We start from the raw sequence: 18,307 nt of genomic DNA, 5'->3' as shown, positions 1-18,307 counted from the left end.
ATTAATGCCACTACTAGTTTAAATTGGTAATGATTAGCCACTTATCAAAAGATAGGTGGCATTGAGTGGATGTCAATTAAAATAGCAACCTTGCGCGAATGGTACCAGACACATTTTTTAATCTATCAAGCAATTCCTCGGCTTTATTTGCATTTACTCTATCAATATCAATAACAACATAACCAATTTTAGGATCGGTTTGTAAATACTGGGCTGAAATATTAAGTCCTTGTTCCGCAAATAAGGTATTAATAGCGGTTAGTACACCAGGCTGATTATGATGAATATTAATAAAGCGACTTGAGCCTTTGGCAGGGATTGGTAACGAGGCTTCAGGAAAGTTAACCGCTGAAAGCGTTGCTCCCGTGTCTGAGTATTTTGCAAGTTTTGTGGCAACTTCAATTCCTATGTTTTCTTGTGCTTCGCTAGTTGAGCCGCCAATATGCGGAGTAATAATCACATTATCAAATTGACATAATGGCGATTCAAATGGATCGTTGTTACTTGCTGGTTCTGTTGGAAAGACATCAATGGCTGCACCACTGAGTTTATTGGCTTTGAGGGCTTGAGTTAATGCATCAAGATCAATGACTTTTCCGCGCGAAGCATTAATTAAAATTGCATCTTGCTTCATTGTATCAATTTCGTTGGTACTTATCATTTTGATCGTGGTTGCATTTTCGGGGACATGCATTGAAACAATATCACTTATAGACAGTAATTCTTTCATTGATGAAACTTGCTTAGCATTACCTAATGGTAATTTGGTTTCAATATCGTAAAAATAAACATTCATGCCCAGTGATTCTGCTAAAATACTTAATTGACTACCAATATGTCCATAACCAATAATACCTAAATTTTTACCTCGTGCTTCGTGCGAACCCGTGGCAATTTTGTTCCATTTGCCTTGGTGCGCTTTAGCATTCGCTTCGGGCACGCGGCGCAATAATAAAATTGCTTCTGCTAGCACCAGTTCTGCAACAGATCGCGTATTAGAAAATGGCGCATTAAACACTGGGATGCCTTTCACTGTGGCAGCATCCAAATCAACTTGATTTGTCCCTATACAAAAGCAGCCAATCCCTGCAAGTTTTGGTGCTGTATCGATGATATCTTTAGTTAATTGCGTTCTTGAACGGATCCCAATAAAACGGACATCTTTCAAGGCTTGTTTCAGCTCTTCAGGGGATAATGCGCTTTTATGATATTCAATATTGGTAAAGCCAGCTGATTTTAATATTTCAATGGCACTAGGATGAACGCCTTCAAGTAATAAAAACTTGTTTTCATCTTTGGTTAAGCTCTGAATAACCATTATTTCCTCTTTTTTCCTTAAGTATAAAAATTGGTACTTATTGCGATATAACGTTATAAATTTGTTCTAATAAATGATAATGTTATCTAAGCTCTTTTACACCAGTGCTACATCCGACAAGCGCAATATCAGCGCCTTTATTGGCGAATAATCCAACTGTTACCACACCTGCAATACTATTAATTCGATTTTCTAATTCTATGGGGGTGGCGATAATAAGATCATGAACATCCAAAATAACATTACCATTATCAGTAACTACGCCTTGACGATATATTGGTTTGCCACCGAGTTTAAATAATTCACGAGCAACATAAGAACGAGCCATTGGGATCACTTCAACAGGTAATGGAAACTTCCCTAATACATCAACAACTTTTGATTCATCAACAATACAAATAAATTGTTTAGCAATGGCTGATACAATTTTTTCACGAGTTAAAGCTGCACCACCACCTTTAATCATCTGTAAATGATGATTGATTTCATCGGCACCATCGACATAAACATCTAAACTATCGACCTCATTACAATCCAGAACAGGAATGCCATAGTTTTTTAATTTTTGTGTGGATGCTTCTGAGCTTGAAACTGTGCCTTTGATCTGATCTTTTATTGTGGCTAATGCATCAATAAAATGCGCTGCCGTTGAACCTGTTCCTACGCCAACATAAGAATCAGGTTTGATAAATTTTAATGCTGACCAGCCTACAGCCTTTTTTAATTCGTCTTGTGTCATGATATCACCCTATTTTGAGGATAATTTTTCTTAAAAAAAATAAAATTTTGAAAGCAAAATGATTGAAGATATGGCATAGTACCCAATTGGAAAGTAAAAATCATTAGGATTTTAAGAAAATATATCAACTTTTGATATGTTGACAACTTATTGCGATATTAAAGTAGTTTGAATATTCAAGCAATGATTAAATCATTAGTATAGAGATTATGAAGCGTCCAGATTATAGAGCATTACAAGCATTAGATGCAGTGATAAAAGAACGAGGATTTGAACGGGCAGCAGATAAACTGTGTATTACACAACCTGCGGTATCGCAACGCATTAAGCAGTTAGAAAGTTTTTTTGGTCAGCAATTGTTGGTTAGAACTATTCCACCCAAAGCCACTAAGCAAGGTGAGCATCTTTTAGGTTTATTACACCAAGTTGAGTTATTAGAACAACAATGGTTGGGTGATAATGAACAAAACTCAACGCCACTGTCACTATCAGTTGCAATCAACGCTGATTCTTTAGCAACTTGGTTATTACCTGCATTAAAACCCGTTTTAGATAAAAATATCTTACGTTTTGATATACAGGTCAAAGACGAAGAACATACCTTAGAACTGCTCCGTTTAGGTACGGTGGTTGCGGCAATTAGTATTCAAGCCAATCCTTTACCTGGCTGTTTATCTGATGTGTTAGGTGCGTTAGATTATATTTTTGTGGCTTCGCCTGATTTTGCTAAAAAGTACTTCCCACATGGTGTGACTCGGTCATCTTTACTAAAAGCACCTGCAGTTGCATTTGACCATTTAGATGATATGCATCAGGCTTTTTTGCAAGAAAATTTCAATCTTACCCCAGGTAGTGTGGTTTGTCATATTACCAGTTCTTCCGAGGCTTTTGTACAATTGGCTAAACAAGGTTCAGCTTGCTGTATGTTGCCAAAATTACAAGTTGAACAAGAGTTAAAAAACGGTGAGTTAGTTAATTTAACAGAAGGGTTATATCAAAGGCGTATGCTATATTGGCATCGTTTTGCGCCAGAAAGTAGCGTAATGCAAACTATTTCTGAAACTTTAATTGATTATGCCCAAAATACATTATCACAACCTTAAGCTTTGGAGCACAAATAATAGATAATTAGGTGGTTTTATACTAAAACGCATACTTTCCTGAAACTTTTTGACAACTAACATCTTTACTTAAAGAACTGAGGATATGAGCCAATTAAAAAATGACCGTTATTTACGTGCTTTGCAATGTTTGCCTGTAGATTACACACCGATTTGGATGATGCGCCAAGCGGGGCGCTATTTGCCTGAGTATCGCCAGTTAAGAACAAAAGCCGGTGATTTTATGACGATGTGCCAAACGCCAGAATTGGCTTGCGAAGTCACTTTACAGCCATTACAACGATTCGATCTTGATGCTGCAATTATCTTTTCTGATATTTTAACTATTCCTGATGCTATGGGGCTTGGCTTATATTTTGAGTCGGGCGAAGGTCCAAAATTTGCAAAATCGATATCTTGCCTGTCAGATATTGAAAAATTACCTATCCCAGATCCAGAGCAATCACTTAAATATGTGATGGATGCGATTCGATTAACGAAAAAAGAGCTCAATGGCAAAGTACCATTAATTGGTTTTTCGGGCAGTCCATGGACTTTAGCCACCTATATGGTTGAAGGAGGCAGTAGCAAAGCATTTACCAAAATCAAAAAGATGCTCTATAGTGAGCCAAAAGCGCTGCATCAGCTACTTGAAAAGCTCGCCAATAGCATTGCGTTATATTTAAATGCGCAAATCCAAGCTGGAGCACAATCAATTATGATTTTTGATACTTGGGGGGGCGTATTGAGTCATCAAAGTTATCAAACATTCTCGCTTGACTATATGCAATTAATCTTGTCGCAATTAAAGCAAGGTAAAAAAAGTGAAGCTATAACTTCGTATATCCCTGTCACTTTATTTACTAAAGGGGGGGGATTATGGCTCGATAGTATAATCAACACTGGCTGTGATGCAGTGGGGGTGGATTGGACGGTGAATTTGAGCCAGATTACTCAAAAAGGAGAAGTTGCGGTGCAAGGGAATTTAGATCCTTCTGTTTTGTATGCAGACAAACAAACAATTGAATCCAATGTAGAAGCCGTTCTTACTGAATTTGGACATTACAATGGACATATTTTTAATTTAGGGCACGGTATTCACCAAGATATCCCCATAGAACATGTACAGTATCTAATTGAAGCCGTGCATCGACAGTCAAAAAGGTTTCATCATGATTAAAAATCCTATTCAATTAAGAGTTGAAAAGTTACCGCAATGGCAACAACGTTTATTTATGGTCTGCCTATGTGAACGCATGTATCCCAATTTTGTTTTTTATTGCCAACAACAAAAAAATGAAGAAGATGCAAATAGCTACAAAAAAATACTAGATCTAGTTTGGGAAACACTATTAGTTGAAGATGTAAAGATCAATTTTGATTTACAGCTTGAAAAATTAGAAGCCATTATTCCCACTGTAACTGACAACAGCCCTTATATGGTTTACCCTGCTATTGATGCCTGTCAGGCGCTTGGGGAAGTTTTACACTCTTATTTAAGTGGTGAAATGGCCGAGCATACCGCGAAAGTAAGTAGCATATCGGCAACCACCATTGCTGAATTTGAGATGACCAAAACCAATGTTAATCTTTCACAAGATGCGCAACAAACTTTACCTAGTGTCATTGATGAATTTGATTTACAGTGGGAAATATTACGATTATTACGTGATGAAAATAATGAAATGATTGCGCTCATAAAAGGCTTAAAAGACGAAATTAGAGCCTCCAGAGTGAGTAATATTGGTGTTTTTTTAAGCGATTAAGCAGTTTGAAGTGTAATTTTTTTATTTTTTATTAAATTTTTCTTTAATATTAGGCGAATATAGACTACATTTAAGCGCAATGTAATCTAAACACTGTTTACAGTAGCGAAGCTAGATTTTAGCTTCGTTTATCATGTTAACTTTAACAATAAAATAATATGTAAGGATATACCTATGAATAAAACAGAACTTGTCGACGCTATTGCTAGTAAAGCTGATATTACTAAAGTTGCTGCTAAAACAGCACTAGAAGCGACACTAGCTGCCATTACTGAATCATTAAAAGCTGGTGAACCAGTTCAATTAGTTGGTTTTGGTACCTTTAAAGTTAATGACCGTAAAGCACGTACTGGTCGTAACCCAAAAACAGGGAAAGAAATTAAAATTGCAGCAAGCAAAGTACCTGCATTCGTATCAGGTAAAAGTTTAAAAGAAGCAATTAAATAAGTTGCTTTTTATCTTTCTGTCAATTTGATCGATAGAAGAATAGGTCATAGGGTATAGCCTTATGGCCTTATCATTTCGCTAAAGAATAACCACCTAAAACAGCATATCTATTGGTTTTTCTATCCTATTTATAAACAAATTAAAATTTATACTATTAGTCATTTTTAACCGCTATTTCAATCAATTTAGCTTGTAATATATTGGCCAAATCTTGTGGTTTAATTTCAATTTCTAATCCTCTTTTGCCACCTGATATAAACATTGTTGTGTGCTTATTGGCACTTAAATCAATAAGTGTGGGCAGTTGCTGCTTTTGACCTAGTGGACTAATCCCTCCCACTAAATAACCTGTTACCTTTTGAGCTAAATTAGCATCAGCTAAATCTATTTTTTTACAGTTTAGTGCTTTGGCTACTTTTTTTAGATCTAAATGACACTCAACTGGCAATACGCAAACCGCTAACATTTTATTGTTACCGTTCAAACTCACAACCAGCGTTTTGAATACTTGCGCTGCTGTGACATTTAAACTGGGATCAAGTTTAGCAACCGCTTCTTGCCCGTAGTTAGTTTGATTTGGATCATGCTTATACTGGTGAATGTTAAATTTGGTTTTTAACTTTTTTAGTAAATTAATTGCTGGAGTCATAGCTTTTATCTAATAGATTGAAATCATAATAAGTGACTTTTTTATTTTAGTGCCCCTATTAACATGAGTTAATAGGGTGAATGTAAAATTCTGTTTTTGGGGATTAAGTTATGATTTTTATCTTATATCATGTGTATTGGATATAGTCTCATGATTTTTTGATAAGATACTAATACGATAAAAGAAGCTCATGGTAAAAATATCCACGAATAACAGAGTTATGCAGACAATCAACAATAAGGTAATATTATTTTCTCCAGCAGAATTTAAAACTGGCTCTATCACAATTGCGATAAGATAATAGATTAAAACCATTGGGAGTGTTAATCGCCAATAAGATAGTGCATATGTATGGCTTTCTGCAAATTTCTGAAAAAAAGGTTTCACTGTTGGTTGAATAATTGAACCCAGGAAATAATAATAAATAGCAGTTAAAACAACTAAATAAATAAGTGAGATTGAAATAAATAAAAAAGCCACTAAATTTTGTGGAAAAATGAAATTTAAAACGATAAATATTAAAATTGCAAATATTAATACCACAATAGATATGGTTAGGTAAACAACATTAAAGGCAATTATATTTAATAAATTTGGTAATATTCTACCTAATATTAAATTTATATTGAATCTATCACTGGTAGATAAGTTATATATAACCGCAAGCACTATAGCTTTCATTATGAGAGATAGAAAACCAAAAATCATAAAAAGTTTTAGCAAATAAAATATTATTTCTTTTTTATTTGCTGTTTCAACTAATTGGATAAGAACTTGTTTATCAAATAAGTTATTATGAGCTAGTGTGGTGATTAAACTCAATACAACACTGACTATAGCTAATTGCCATAACCGATTCCTTATAAAATTAGTAGTTTGATTAAAAATTAAAGGAAAAGAGATTTTTTTTTGCATTTCCATATAAGTTCCTTACAGGTGGTAACCGATTTAGTTACCACTATTATTTTTGAATGATTGAATTCGCAAATTAAGCTTGCAATAATGAAATATCAGCGACTTTTAAGAATAAGTTTTGTAGCTTTTTCAAAAGTGCTAACCGATTAAGTTTAATCTGTTCATTGTCAACCATAACCATGACAGAATCAAAAAACGCATTCACCGTTTCTTTTAGTGACGATAATTCAACTAACGCATCTTGATAACGACCTTCATTAAAATAAGGTGCAAGTTTATCGGATAAAATTGCCAATTTTTTAGCTAATTCGCCTTCAGCGCCAGCTTCTAGCAAGGCTGCATTAATCTGCTCTGGAATAGTCATTGCGGCTTTAGATAAGATATTTGAAACCCGTTTATTAGCCTGTGCTAATGACGATGCTTCTGGCAAGGTTCTAAAGTGAGTAACCGCTTTAATTCGTACATCAAAATCAGCAGGTTTTGTTGGATTAAGTGCTAAAACTGCTTGAATAGTATCAATGGCAAAGCCTTGTTCTTGATACCATGCGCGGAAACGACCTTGCATAAAAGTAACAATATCTTCAACCACATTTTTATTATTCAGCTTTTCACCATATAACGATGCGGCATAATTGGTTAATTCAACAAGATCTAAAGGTAGCGTCTTTTCAACAATGATTCGTAAAACACCAATTGCAGCACGACGTAATGCAAAAGGATCTTTATCGCCTTTAGGGTGCTGACCAATGCCAAAAATACCCGCTAAAGTATCCATTTTTTCAGCGATAGCAACCGCACAAGATACCGCTGTACTTGGTAATTCATCGCCAGAAAAACGCGGTTTATATTGCTCTTCAATGGCGGTGGCAATTTCTATGCTTTCGCCATCTTTAAGTGCCAAATAGCGCCCCATAATACCTTGCGTTTCAGGGAATTCAAAAACGGTGTTGGTCACTAAATCGCATTTTGTTAATTTACCTGCTCGTTTGGCTTGTTCAGCATTAGCACCAATTTTATCGGCAATAAAGCCTGATAGCGACGCTATGCGAATTGCTTTATCTTTAACAGTTCCAAGTTGTTGTTGAAATAACACTGTTTCAAGACGAGGCAAACGATCTTCTAAACGTTGTTTTAAATCGGTTTGATAAAAGAATTCTGCATCAGCAAGGCGTGGGCGAACCACTTTTTCATTACCCGAAATCACAACTTGTGGATCTTTCGATTCAATATTAGCCACAAAAATAAAGTTTGGTAATAATTTGCCTTGTTTATCATAAACAGGAAAGTATTTTTGATCCCCTTTCATGGTATAAACCAGTGATTCAGCCGGGACTTGTAAAAATCGCTCTTCAAATTTAGCGGTTAGCACAACAGGCCATTCAACAAGAGAACAGACTTCTTCAAGTAGCGTGTCAGTTAAATCAGCCTTACCATGAAGTTTAGCCGCTTCGCTTTCAGCTTGTTGCTTAATCATAGCTTTTCGCTTGTCATAATCAGCAATGACTTTACCACGCTGTTCCAAAATTTCGGGGTACTGATCGGCATTATCGATAGTGAACTCTTGTTCACCCATAAAACGGTGACCACGAATAACGCGGTTTGACTCAATATCTAAAATGGTACCAGGCACAAGCTCATCACCATACAACATGGTGACAGTATGGCATGGACGAATAAATTCGACTTGACGAGCTGCCCAACGCATTGGTTTAGGGATAGGTAATTTGCTTAATGCAGTTTTAACCATATCACATAAAAGATTAACTACGGGTTGACCTTTTTGATTGTGAGTATACGACAACCATTCGCCTTTATCGGTTTTTATACGCTGGGCTTGATCAACTGTAATACCACAACCTCGCGCCCAACCTTGAGCGGCTTTAGTTGCATTACCATTGGCATCAAATGCCGCACTGACCGCAGGACCGCGTTTAACAATTTGGCTATCGGGTTGTGTGTTATTTAAATTTAAGACTTTTAACGCTAAACGGCGGGGAGATGCATACCAAAGTACTTCGCCATGTTCTAAATTGGCATTATCAAGCTGCTGTATAAAATTAGCCGCAAAGCTTTCTGCTAAAGTGCGGAGTGATTTTGGTGGTAACTCTTCGGTACCAATTTCCACTAAAAATGTTTTTTGCATAATCTTTTAATTCCTACTTTGATGCACTTTCGTTAGACTGTGAATTTTGGCACATAGGAAATCCAAGTGCTTCACGTGATGCGTAATAGGCTTCCGCCACCATTTTGGTTAATGTTCTGATGCGTAAAATATAACGTTGTCGCTCAGTCACTGAAATCGCTTTACGTGCATCAAGTAAATTAAAACAGTGGGCGGCTTTTAAAATACGCTCATAAGCTGGTAGTGGAAGTGGTTTTTCTAACTCAAGCAAAAATTTTGCTTCTTTTTCGTGTTGTTCAAAACAGTAAAATAAAAATTCAATATTCGCATATTCAAAATTATAAGTGGATTGCTCAACTTCGTTTTGGTGGAATACATCGCCATAAGTGGTTTTACCAAATGCACCATCGCTCCAAACTAAATCATAAACGCTATCAACTCCTTGAATATACATCGCTAAGCGTTCAAGACCATAAGTGATTTCACCGGTAACAGGTTTACATTCAAGTCCACCAACTTGTTGAAAGTAAGTAAACTGGGTTACTTCCATACCATTTAACCAAACTTCCCAACCAAGCCCCCATGCACCAAGGGTTGGGTTTTCCCAATTGTCTTCAACAAAACGAATATCATTGACTGTTGGATCGAGCCCTAACTGTTTTAACGAACCTAAATAAAGCTCTTGAATATTATCAGGAGAAGGTTTTAAGATAACTTGAAATTGGTAATAGTGTTGTAATCTATTTGGGTTTTCGCCATAGCGACCATCGGTTGGGCGTCGCGATGGTTGAACATAAGCGGCATTAATCGGTTCTGGACCTAGTGCGCGCAAACAGGTCATAGGGTGAGAAGTCCCCGCACCAACTTCCATATCTAAAGGCTGAATCACGGTACAACCTTGATTAGCCCAGTAATCTTGTAACGTAAGTATTAACCCCTGAAAGGTTTTGACATTAAACTTTTGCATGATGTTATCTTTATAGTTAAATTGATATTTCGATGATTTAAATAGTGCTATATATTATACTTTTTATCAATACTTGTGAAATGCCTAATCGTATTCTATTTGCCGTGCTTAGTTTATTGTAAGAATACGACTGATTGTTTATACACCATCATGAAATAATCCACTAAAAATTCATAAGATCTTTTACCTAAAATCGAATCATGCGGTTTAACGGTATTGTAGTTATTAATAAATCGCTAAGGGTGTAGGAATTACTCGCATTTTTTCAGTGATTTTTCAAGTTACAGTCAATAATGCGATATTTCTCTCATCATGTTCCCTGATAAAAAAATAAAAAACTGTCTTTGTTCATTTTACAAAAAATCCAATCTACATCACACTTTTTCACATTGGTGATTTACTTTGAGAAAATGTGAATATAAAGTTGCTTTAACATTTGTGATTTAAATAGAGAATTTGTGAGAGGTGCTAAATGAATATTATTTTGGCTGGACACGGAAAAATTGCCTATGAAATGAAAAATAGTGTTGAGATGATTGCAGGGCAATACTCTCATTTATATGCGATCACTTTTGAACCAGGGGATAGCATTGATAACTTAAAAGATAAATATCTAAAAATTATTAGCCAATCAAAATCCAAACAGTTCATCATTATCACTGATATATTTTCTGGTAGTCCTTATAACGCAGCCTCTATTCTAGCCATGCAGTTAGGTAATATCGAAGTAATTAGCGGTTTATCTCTGCCCCTTTGCTTAGAGTTATTAAATCTTGATTTGTCTTTAATTAATATTGAAAACGTCTATGAACAACTCGACGAAGTTAAATTAGATTTTATTAAATCTTTCAAGTCACTATCTAAAAATACATCTATAGATGAGGAGTTATAAATGATCATAAATTTAGTTCGTATTGATGACCGATTAATTCATGGTCAAGTTACCACCGTTTGGACAAAAGAAGCCAAAGCAGAAAGGATTATCATAGTAAGTGATGAGGTTGCTAATGATCAAATTCGTTCCGCACTAGTTAAACAGGCTGCTCCCCCTGGAATTAAAGTGTCTGTGGTTAGTATTGATAAAGCTGCTGCGGTCTATAAAAATCCTAAATATGAACATGATACTGTTTTTTATCTTTTCACCAATCCAACCGATGTCTTGCGATTAGTCAATGCAGGCGTTGCTATTAAAGAGGTTAATATTGGCGGAATGTCGTTTAAAGAGGGAAAAAAACAAATTACCAAAGCAGTTTCTGTTGACGAAAATGACATATCTGCATTCAAAAAAATGCATGAAATGGGTATCAATCTATGTTTAAAAGTCGTTATTACCGATCCAAATGTTGATTTTATTAAACTTCTTTAACAAGGTTATTCGAATTAACTAACATAATAAATAGTAGGAGGGAAACATGGACATTTCAGTACTGCAAATCATGTTCATATTTATTTTCTCGTGTATCGCAGGAATGGGAAGTGTACTTGATGAGTTTCAAACACATCGTCCATTGATTGCATGTACCGTAATTGGCCTAATATTAGGTGATATAAAAACAGGTATCATTTTAGGTGGTACGCTTGAGCTAATCGCATTGGGGTGGATGAATATTGGAGCTGCACAATCTCCCGATTCTGCACTGGCAAGTGTGATATCAACAATCTTGGTTGTTATAGGACAGCAAGATATTCAAACAGGAATAGCCATCGCTCTTCCTGTTGCCGCGGCAGGGCAAATATTAACTGTTTTTGCAAGAACTATCACGGTAATTTTTCAACATGAAGCCGATAAAGCGGCAGAAAAAGTTCAATTCCGAAAGATTGAATTACTCCATTTTAGTGCCCTTTTTGTACAAGCATTAAGGGTTTCTATCCCTGCCACGCTCGTTGCCATTTATGTTGATGCAAATACCGTGCAATCCCTATTGAACATGTTACCTGATATTGTAACTGGTGGGCTTGCTGTTGCTGGAGGATTTATCGTTGTTGTTGGTTACGCAATGGTGTTAAACATGATGATTGTTAAATATTTAGCCCCTTTTTTCTATTTAGGTTTTGTTTTAGGTGGATATCTAAATTTTAGTTTACTTTCATTTGGTATTTTGGGGGTTATTTTTGCCATAATTTATGTTCAATTAAATCCAAAGTTCAATGTAATAAAAACAAATAACGCAATTGCAAATCCCATGACAAATACCAACCAAAGAATCACTGATGATGAATTAGAAGAATAATTTATAGGAATTTTATTATGAAAGAAATGTTAAAAACCATTCAAAAAAAAGATGTGATTAGTACTTTTATTCGTTCTAATTTCCAACAAGCTTCTTTTAATTATGAACGTATTCATGCGCTTGCTTTTTGTGTAGATATGATTCCAACAATCAAACGAGTTTATCAAACCCCAGAGGAACAACGTCAAGCGTTAAAAAGGCATTTAGCCTTTTTCAATACGACTCCCGCAATGTGTGGCCCCGTGCTTGGTGTTACTATAGCGATGGAAGAAGCAAAAGCAAATGGCGCACCAATTAATGATGGAACAATCAATAGCCTCAAAATTGGATTAATGGGACCTTTAGCAGGCGTCGGTGATCCCCTTGTATGGGGTACATTGCGACCTATTACAGCAGCACTTGGCGCATCTTTAGCACTCAATGGGAATATTGCAGGTCCATTATTATTTTTTATTTTGTTTAATTTCGTCAGACTTGCCATGAAATGGTATGGTTTAACTTATGGATTATCGAAAGGAATCGGTATTGTTAAAGATCTTTCGGGTAATATCTTGCCTAAACTGACAGAAGGCGCTTCTATTCTTGGTTTATTTATTATGGGTGTATTGGTGACCAAATGGACCTCAATAAATGTCCCTTTAGTGGTATCTAAAACTGCTGATACAAATGGTAATGAAATCGTTATGACAGTACAAGGTATACTCGATGATCTTGTACCAGGTTTACTGCCGTTGTGTCTAACACTCTTAATGATGAAATTGCTCCGAAAAAAGGTCAGCCCAATTATCTTAATTTTTGCATTATTTGCCGTGGGTATTATTGGTTATGGATTAGGTATTCTAGCTTAAAATACAAATAAACTGTCTTAAAAATATAAGTAACATTTTTGAACCTAAGGAAATAAAGCAAATGGTTATAAATACATTTTTCCTTACTACTTCACAACTTCAGTACAACAAGGTGTTTATGCATTATTGAGTATAAATAGGTATCAAATTTAATTTCTTAAAGAGGAATATATGAAAACTCAAGCTGTTAGATTATATGGGAAAAATGATCTTCGATTAGAATCTTTTGAACTTCCACCTATTACAGATGATGAAGTGTTAGTATCTGTCATTGTTGACAGTATGTGCATGTCTTCATTAAAGCTAGTAAATCAAGGTGAAAACCATAAAAAAACGCCATCCGACCTAAAAAATAATCCAATTATTATTGGACATGAATGCTGCGGTGATATTTTGCAAGTAGGTAAAAATTGGCAACATAAATTTAAAAAAGGGCAAAAATATGTCATACAAGCCAACTTACAGCTCACTAATAGCCCTTATTGTGTTGGTTACTCTTATCCTAATACGGGAGGATGTGCAACCTATATGATAGTTAATCACGACGTATTACAACAAGATTGTTTGATTCCTTATGATGGAAAAACTTATTTTGAAGGTGCATTAATTGAACCCTTATCCTGTGTTATTGGTGCTTTTAATGCTAGCTATCATTTGAAACCAAATAGTTACGATCATATTATGGGAATAAAGCCTAATGGTGAATTGCTTATATTAGGGGGAACTGGCCCTATGGGGATGCTTGCCATAGACTATGCTTTGGGGGCGGGGATAAAACCAAAAAAAGTGGTTGTCACTGGGCGAAACCAAGAAAAAATAGCGCATCTGAAAACACTATATCAATCACACAATGGGGTCGAACTTGAATTTGTCGATATATCTGAGAGCGAAGATCAATTGTCGCTATTGAAAAGTAAATCTTCCAAAAATTGTTTTGATGATATCTTTATCTTTTTACCATCAAAAGAGTTAATTCATTTAGCATCGCAATTATTAGCATTTGACGGTTGTCTGAATTTTTTTGCTGGCCCTCAAGATAAAAATTTCGAAGCAGAAATTAATTTTTATGATGTACATTATAATTTTACTCATATTGTTGGAACATCAGGAGGAAATACTGATGATATGCGCTTAGCTGTTAAGTTAATTGAATCAGGCAAGGTTGAAGTTGCTAAAATTGTTTCGCATATAATGGGAATCGATCAAGCCAGTGAAATAACTCAACAACAAGATAAAATTAGAGGTGGAAAAAAATTAGTCTACACTCATAAGCAGTTTGCGCTTAAAAGTTTAGAATCGTTAACAGATAGTAGTGATGATGTAGCATTAAAGAAAATATTAAATAAAAACCATAATATTTGGTCAAAAGAAGCCGAAGATTTTGTATTAAACAATTTTCCTGATATTGAGTCTTAATTTTTTTGATATACTTTAATAGCATCAAGATGCCATAATATGAATTATCATACATGACATCTTGATATTTTTTTAATAAATAGTGATTTAAAAAAACATGACTAATAAGATAATACGAACATGATCAATAATAACTTTGGTAACTACGATTTTGAGCAACACAAATTATTAATAAAAATAGCTCAACTCTATTATGAAGAAAATAAAACTCAATCCGAAATAGCCAAAATCGTTAATATACACAGATCAAGTATTAGTCGAATGCTAAAAGTAATACGAGAATTAGGTATTGTTTCTATTTCAATAAATTACGATCTATTGCCCAATATTGCATTAGAAGAAAAAATTCTTAATCACTATAATTTGAAACAAGTTATTATTGTACCTGTCAATCAACATGTTGATAATGACAGCAAAAATCAAATTGTTTGTAATGTTGCTGCAAATGTATTAGTCAAAAATATCCATGATAATGATGTCATTGGCATTTCATGGGGACGCACAATTAATTATATTGTTAGCAGTTTAAAAAATGATAACACTCAATTCAATAATACGACCATTGTACCAATGATTGGAGGACCATCAGGAAAAATTGAAACAAAATATCACGTCAATAATATTGCTTATAAACTTTCGAATAAATTAAATAGTCAAGCCATCCTGATTGATTACCCAGCCATTGTTGATACCGAACTATTAAAAATAGAAATTGAAAAAACTCAACATATGAAAGAGTTGAAAGATTGGTGGAGCAAGATAACCGTTGCTCTATTTAGTATTGGTTGTCCTGCTATTTCAAAAAGCTCTATTTGGTATGGATTTTATGGAGAGTTGTTCCAAACGATAGCCAATAAGGACATTGTAGGTGATATTTTATCCCGCTTTTTCGATCAAAATGGAACTGAATTAACAACACCATTTTGTAATCAAATTATCGGAGTGACATTAGACAATCTGAAAAAAATTCCTTTAAAAATATGTGCAAGTGGTGATTGCGAAAAAATTAATAGTCTAAAAGCGGCACTCAATGCCAATTACATTGATATATTAGTAATTAGTGATGAAATGGCTACCCAATTAATTAACTAACTTTTCAACTAAAACAATTAGCCTTGGTTACTACACAATAATACTGCCAATAAGACTTAATGCCAAAAAACACTAAAAGATATTAAATATTAGAATTTTGGAATTTCTTTGATAATTATAAAGTTGTTTCTTTTTAATGGGCAAGTCATCCACTTCTGCTGGATTAAAGCCTTTTTCTCTAAACCAGTGAATACTACGTGTCGTTAAAACAAATATTTTTTCAAGCCCTAACTGGATTGCTTTCTCTGTTAACTTTTCGATAAGAACGTTTCCTCTAGATGAGTTACGATATTGCGGATGAATAGCTACACAGGCCATTTCACCCATTTTTTCTTCAGGATAAGGGTAAAGTGCAGCACAACCAATTGTCATGTTATCTCGTTCAATAATGGTAAATTTATCAATTTCCATTTCTAATTGTTCACGTGAGCGTTTGACCAAAATACCTTGCTCTTCAAGCGGACGAATGAGCTCTAAAATTCCACCGATATCGTTAATCGTTGCCGAACGAACCTGTTCAGAATGTTCCATTGAAACTTGTGTTCCAATGCCATCACGCGAGAATAGTTCTTGTAAAATCGAACCATCAATCAAATAACTTACTAAATGGCTTCGCCTGACACCACTACGGCACGCTTTTGATGCCGCGCGTAAAAAGCGTGCTTCACTGGATAAATGTTTGCCTTGCTGTTCTTTTTGATTGACATAATTATCTGCATCAACAGGATAAAGATCAATAATGACATGACCATGTTCATCTAAAACGCCTTGCTCTGCACAAAAACTAATTAATTTATCAGCTTTTAAGCGAATAGCTACTTCTGCTGCAACATCTTCAGACGCTAAATTAAAACTTTCACCAGTCACTGAAACACCAACTGGGCCCAACAATACAATAGAGCCTCGCTCCAACTGCTGTTCAATGGCCTCTTTATTTATACGACGGATTTTGCCTGTATGGCAATAATCAACACCATCATCTACCCCCAAAGGTTGCGCAATAACAAAATTACCACTGACAACACTAATATGTGCGCCTTGTAATGGTGTATTGTTTAAGCTCATTGATAAACTCGCTGTGATATTAAGTTGTAAAAGTCCGGTGACCTGTTTAACTATCTCGAGCGTGCGAGCATCGGTAATTCGAGTATTTTTGTAATATTTAGGTTGGATGTTATGATTTTTAAGCGATTCATCAATTTGATTACGCGCACCGTTAACAATAACAAGTTTAATGCCAAGACTATAAAGTAAACCGATATCATTGATAATATTTGAATAATGATTACTTTTTAATACAGCACCCGTCAATAAAATAACAAAGGTCTTTCCATGATGTGCATTAATATAAGGTGCAGAATGTCTCAATCCTTCAACTAACTCTGTTGTACGCTCTTTCATTTGACATCACCCTTTAAAGTGAATATTTATTCATATTTTGTGTATTTTTATTTATTTTTGGGTTGATCGCAAGGTATTTTTGTAAAATATTTAAGATGGATTTCTATATTTGTCTGTTTTATAATCACCACACTTTTAATAACTAGAAATAATAAAGGAAATGAAAATGAAAATGAAAAAGACACTAATTGCGTTAACAACGTTTGCGTGTTTCTCAAGTTTTGCTTATGCTGAAACAAATGGATTTTATCTAGGTGGTCAATTAGGGGCTTCTATACTAAAAGTAAGCAGCCTTAAGGACACTTTGCATTATAATTTTGGTCGTGTCGTGGATGATAATCTCTTTGACTCTATGCATAAAACTAAATTAGCAGGCGCTTTAAATTTAGGTTACAACTTTTCTTCTCATTATGATGTTCCTGTACGCGCGGAATTATCTTTCACACTACGTGGTAATGCAGAAAAGAAAGAAAATAAATACAATACTTATGAGGAATATCGTCTTCGTACAACTCAAAAAGTCAAAGCGCGTATGAACACGCTCATGTTAAATGGTTATTATGATATTGATATTGACGCGCCCGTTACTCCATTTGTTGGCGCTGGATTAGGCGTTGCATTCACAAAATTGGAAAATAGCCATAAAGAAAAATATAATGTTTCTGTTGATGGTTCAGAGTATGAACGTTCATTTTCGAAAACAAAAACTCAATTTGCATGGAATGTAGCAGCTGGCGTAGCTTATAAATTGAATAATAACATGGATATTGATTTTACTGCTCGTTATGTAGATGCAGGTAAAGTAACCATTAAAAAACATAATGAATACTACCGAACGAATGCAAGCGGTAAGTTAAGTTCAGTTGATTTATTAGCAGGTGTTCGTTACAGCTTCTAATCAATTCATCAAACTAAAAAGGGGTATAACCCTTTTTAGTTACTAATCAATATTATCAATACATTTTTTACTAGTATTTAAATCGACTATATTTATAAATCAGTCTGTTTACATTTTTGATTCTAAGAGAGTTTTTTCGGATTTGTATTCGTTTTAGTCTTTCAATATCTTATCTTTTATGTGATTTTTCCCATTTTTCAACATTACTGACTGGTATTTGAAAATGCTAATCTGTTAATCTATACCCAGCATCACTATTAAAATAATCAGTAATTATTTTCATTTTAAATTCGGCTAAATATTTTGTTGTTATTAGGGCGTGTTGATCTTTCGTGATTATTTTTTAGACGGCATGATGTGAGTTATAATAATTCTGCAAAAAACAACCATAACTCGAT

The 18,307-nt window shown here is 34.7% G+C and carries 18 protein-coding genes; 11 read left to right on the top strand and 7 right to left on the bottom strand.

Features of this window, described 5'->3' with window-relative positions:
• Positions 1-76 precede the first annotated feature (76 nt).
• Positions 77-1,318 (bottom strand): phosphoglycerate dehydrogenase, encoded by a 1,242-nt coding sequence (gene serA, locus GQ593_RS01080; RefSeq protein ID WP_160430234.1) that lies wholly within the window; start codon positions 1,316-1,318, stop codon positions 77-79.
• An 82-nt stretch (positions 1,319-1,400) separates the two neighbouring features.
• Complete coding sequence (gene rpiA / locus GQ593_RS01075) at positions 1,401-2,057, bottom strand: ribose-5-phosphate isomerase RpiA (protein WP_160430233.1); 657 nt, start codon at positions 2,055-2,057, stop codon at positions 1,401-1,403.
• Positions 2,058-2,266: 209 nt separating this feature from the next.
• Between rpiA and GQ593_RS01070 the strand changes: the two genes are divergently transcribed.
• The 4 genes from GQ593_RS01070 (at position 2,267) to GQ593_RS01055 (ending at position 5,370) form a co-directional block, all read left to right on the top strand.
• Positions 2,267-3,160 (top strand): LysR family transcriptional regulator ArgP, encoded by an 894-nt coding sequence (locus GQ593_RS01070; RefSeq protein WP_160430232.1) that lies wholly within the window; start codon positions 2,267-2,269, stop codon positions 3,158-3,160.
• 103 nt (positions 3,161-3,263) lie between these two features.
• Positions 3,264-4,337, top strand: coding sequence for a uroporphyrinogen decarboxylase (gene hemE, locus GQ593_RS01065; RefSeq protein WP_160430231.1), 1,074 nt, complete (start codon positions 3,264-3,266; stop codon positions 4,335-4,337).
• Complete coding sequence (locus GQ593_RS01060; protein WP_160430230.1) at positions 4,330-4,923, top strand: YjaG family protein; 594 nt, start codon at positions 4,330-4,332, stop codon at positions 4,921-4,923. The genes hemE and GQ593_RS01060 overlap by 8 nt, the downstream gene beginning before the upstream one ends.
• A gap of 174 nt (positions 4,924-5,097) precedes the next feature.
• Positions 5,098-5,370, top strand: coding sequence for an HU family DNA-binding protein (locus GQ593_RS01055; RefSeq protein ID WP_110434661.1), 273 nt, complete (start codon positions 5,098-5,100; stop codon positions 5,368-5,370).
• A 154-nt stretch (positions 5,371-5,524) separates the two neighbouring features.
• Here the strand turns inward: GQ593_RS01055 and ybaK are convergent, their stop codons facing one another.
• The 4 genes from ybaK to glyQ all read right to left on the bottom strand — a co-directional run bounded on the left by ybaK (position 5,525) and on the right by glyQ (position 10,023).
• Positions 5,525-6,019 (bottom strand): Cys-tRNA(Pro) deacylase, encoded by a 495-nt coding sequence (ybaK, locus tag GQ593_RS01050; RefSeq protein WP_160430229.1) that lies wholly within the window; start codon positions 6,017-6,019, stop codon positions 5,525-5,527.
• A gap of 117 nt (positions 6,020-6,136) precedes the next feature.
• Positions 6,137-6,940 (bottom strand): hypothetical protein, encoded by an 804-nt coding sequence (locus GQ593_RS01045; protein WP_160430228.1) that lies wholly within the window; start codon positions 6,938-6,940, stop codon positions 6,137-6,139.
• Positions 6,941-7,007: 67 nt separating this feature from the next.
• Positions 7,008-9,080 (bottom strand): glycine--tRNA ligase subunit beta, encoded by a 2,073-nt coding sequence (gene glyS / locus GQ593_RS01040; protein WP_160430390.1) that lies wholly within the window; start codon positions 9,078-9,080, stop codon positions 7,008-7,010.
• A gap of 10 nt (positions 9,081-9,090) precedes the next feature.
• On the bottom strand, positions 9,091-10,023 hold the full coding sequence (glyQ, locus tag GQ593_RS01035; protein WP_160430227.1) for a glycine--tRNA ligase subunit alpha: 933 nt from the start codon (positions 10,021-10,023) through the stop codon (positions 9,091-9,093).
• A 472-nt stretch (positions 10,024-10,495) separates the two neighbouring features.
• Between glyQ and GQ593_RS01030 the strand changes: the two genes are divergently transcribed.
• The 6 genes from GQ593_RS01030 to GQ593_RS01005 all read left to right on the top strand — a co-directional run bounded on the left by GQ593_RS01030 (position 10,496) and on the right by GQ593_RS01005 (position 15,610).
• Complete coding sequence (locus GQ593_RS01030) at positions 10,496-10,915, top strand: PTS sugar transporter subunit IIA (RefSeq protein WP_160430226.1); 420 nt, start codon at positions 10,496-10,498, stop codon at positions 10,913-10,915.
• Entirely contained in the window at positions 10,916-11,389 is a 474-nt protein-coding gene (locus GQ593_RS01025) for a mannose/fructose/sorbose PTS transporter subunit IIB (protein ID WP_160430225.1), read from the top strand.
• A 46-nt stretch (positions 11,390-11,435) separates the two neighbouring features.
• Positions 11,436-12,254 carry a PTS mannose/fructose/sorbose transporter subunit IIC gene (locus GQ593_RS01020; RefSeq protein ID WP_160430224.1) on the top strand — a complete coding sequence of 273 codons (819 nt, stop codon included), beginning with the start codon at positions 11,436-11,438 and terminating at the stop codon, positions 12,252-12,254.
• A gap of 26 nt (positions 12,255-12,280) precedes the next feature.
• On the top strand, positions 12,281-13,102 hold the full coding sequence (locus tag GQ593_RS01015; RefSeq protein ID WP_442903582.1) for a mannose/fructose/sorbose PTS transporter subunit IID: 822 nt from the start codon (positions 12,281-12,283) through the stop codon (positions 13,100-13,102).
• A gap of 171 nt (positions 13,103-13,273) precedes the next feature.
• On the top strand, positions 13,274-14,518 hold the full coding sequence (locus GQ593_RS01010; protein ID WP_160430222.1) for a zinc-binding dehydrogenase: 1,245 nt from the start codon (positions 13,274-13,276) through the stop codon (positions 14,516-14,518).
• 120 nt (positions 14,519-14,638) lie between these two features.
• Positions 14,639-15,610, top strand: a complete 972-nt coding sequence (locus GQ593_RS01005) for a sugar-binding transcriptional regulator (RefSeq protein ID WP_160430221.1) — start codon at positions 14,639-14,641, stop codon at positions 15,608-15,610.
• A gap of 72 nt (positions 15,611-15,682) precedes the next feature.
• Here GQ593_RS01005 and argA read toward each other — a convergent pair whose 3' ends face one another.
• Entirely contained in the window at positions 15,683-17,011 is a 1,329-nt protein-coding gene (gene argA / locus GQ593_RS01000) for an amino-acid N-acetyltransferase (protein ID WP_160430220.1), read from the bottom strand.
• 166 nt (positions 17,012-17,177) lie between these two features.
• Here argA and GQ593_RS00995 point away from each other — a divergent pair, with 166 nt between their 5' ends.
• Positions 17,178-17,909, top strand: a complete 732-nt coding sequence (locus GQ593_RS00995) for an outer membrane protein (protein ID WP_160430219.1) — start codon at positions 17,178-17,180, stop codon at positions 17,907-17,909.
• Positions 17,910-18,307 lie beyond the last annotated feature (398 nt).

This window comes from Gilliamella sp. Pas-s25, from assembly GCF_009795885.1.
Lineage (GTDB): Bacteria > Pseudomonadota > Gammaproteobacteria > Enterobacterales > Orbaceae > Gilliamella.
The sequence above is the reverse complement of the archived record's forward strand: the minus strand, read 5'-3'. Positions and strand labels throughout refer to the sequence as shown.

Bases quoted from the DNA above. Each gene is read 5' to 3' on its own strand.
- serA (WP_160430234.1), bottom strand. From the start codon at position 1,318: ATGGTTATTCAGAGCTTAACCAAAGATGAAAACAAGTTTTTATTACTT.
- rpiA (WP_160430233.1), bottom strand. From the start codon at position 2,057: ATGACACAAGACGAATTAAAAAAGGCTGTAGGCTGGTCAGCATTAAAA.
- GQ593_RS01070 (WP_160430232.1), top strand. From the start codon at position 2,267: ATGAAGCGTCCAGATTATAGAGCATTACAAGCATTAGATGCAGTGATA.
- hemE (WP_160430231.1), top strand. From the start codon at position 3,264: ATGAGCCAATTAAAAAATGACCGTTATTTACGTGCTTTGCAATGTTTG.
- GQ593_RS01060 (WP_160430230.1), top strand. From the start codon at position 4,330: ATGATTAAAAATCCTATTCAATTAAGAGTTGAAAAGTTACCGCAATGG.
- GQ593_RS01055 (WP_110434661.1), top strand. From the start codon at position 5,098: ATGAATAAAACAGAACTTGTCGACGCTATTGCTAGTAAAGCTGATATT.
- ybaK (WP_160430229.1), bottom strand. From the start codon at position 6,019: ATGACTCCAGCAATTAATTTACTAAAAAAGTTAAAAACCAAATTTAAC.
- GQ593_RS01045 (WP_160430228.1), bottom strand. From the start codon at position 6,940: ATGGAAATGCAAAAAAAAATCTCTTTTCCTTTAATTTTTAATCAAACT.
- glyQ (WP_160430227.1), bottom strand. From the start codon at position 10,023: ATGCAAAAGTTTAATGTCAAAACCTTTCAGGGGTTAATACTTACGTTA.
- GQ593_RS01030 (WP_160430226.1), top strand. From the start codon at position 10,496: ATGAATATTATTTTGGCTGGACACGGAAAAATTGCCTATGAAATGAAA.
- GQ593_RS01025 (WP_160430225.1), top strand. From the start codon at position 10,916: ATGATCATAAATTTAGTTCGTATTGATGACCGATTAATTCATGGTCAA.
- GQ593_RS01020 (WP_160430224.1), top strand. From the start codon at position 11,436: ATGGACATTTCAGTACTGCAAATCATGTTCATATTTATTTTCTCGTGT.
- GQ593_RS01015 (WP_442903582.1), top strand. From the start codon at position 12,281: ATGTTAAAAACCATTCAAAAAAAAGATGTGATTAGTACTTTTATTCGT.
- GQ593_RS01010 (WP_160430222.1), top strand. From the start codon at position 13,274: ATGAAAACTCAAGCTGTTAGATTATATGGGAAAAATGATCTTCGATTA.
- GQ593_RS01005 (WP_160430221.1), top strand. From the start codon at position 14,639: ATGATCAATAATAACTTTGGTAACTACGATTTTGAGCAACACAAATTA.
- argA (WP_160430220.1), bottom strand. From the start codon at position 17,011: ATGAAAGAGCGTACAACAGAGTTAGTTGAAGGATTGAGACATTCTGCA.
- GQ593_RS00995 (WP_160430219.1), top strand. From the start codon at position 17,178: ATGAAAATGAAAAAGACACTAATTGCGTTAACAACGTTTGCGTGTTTC.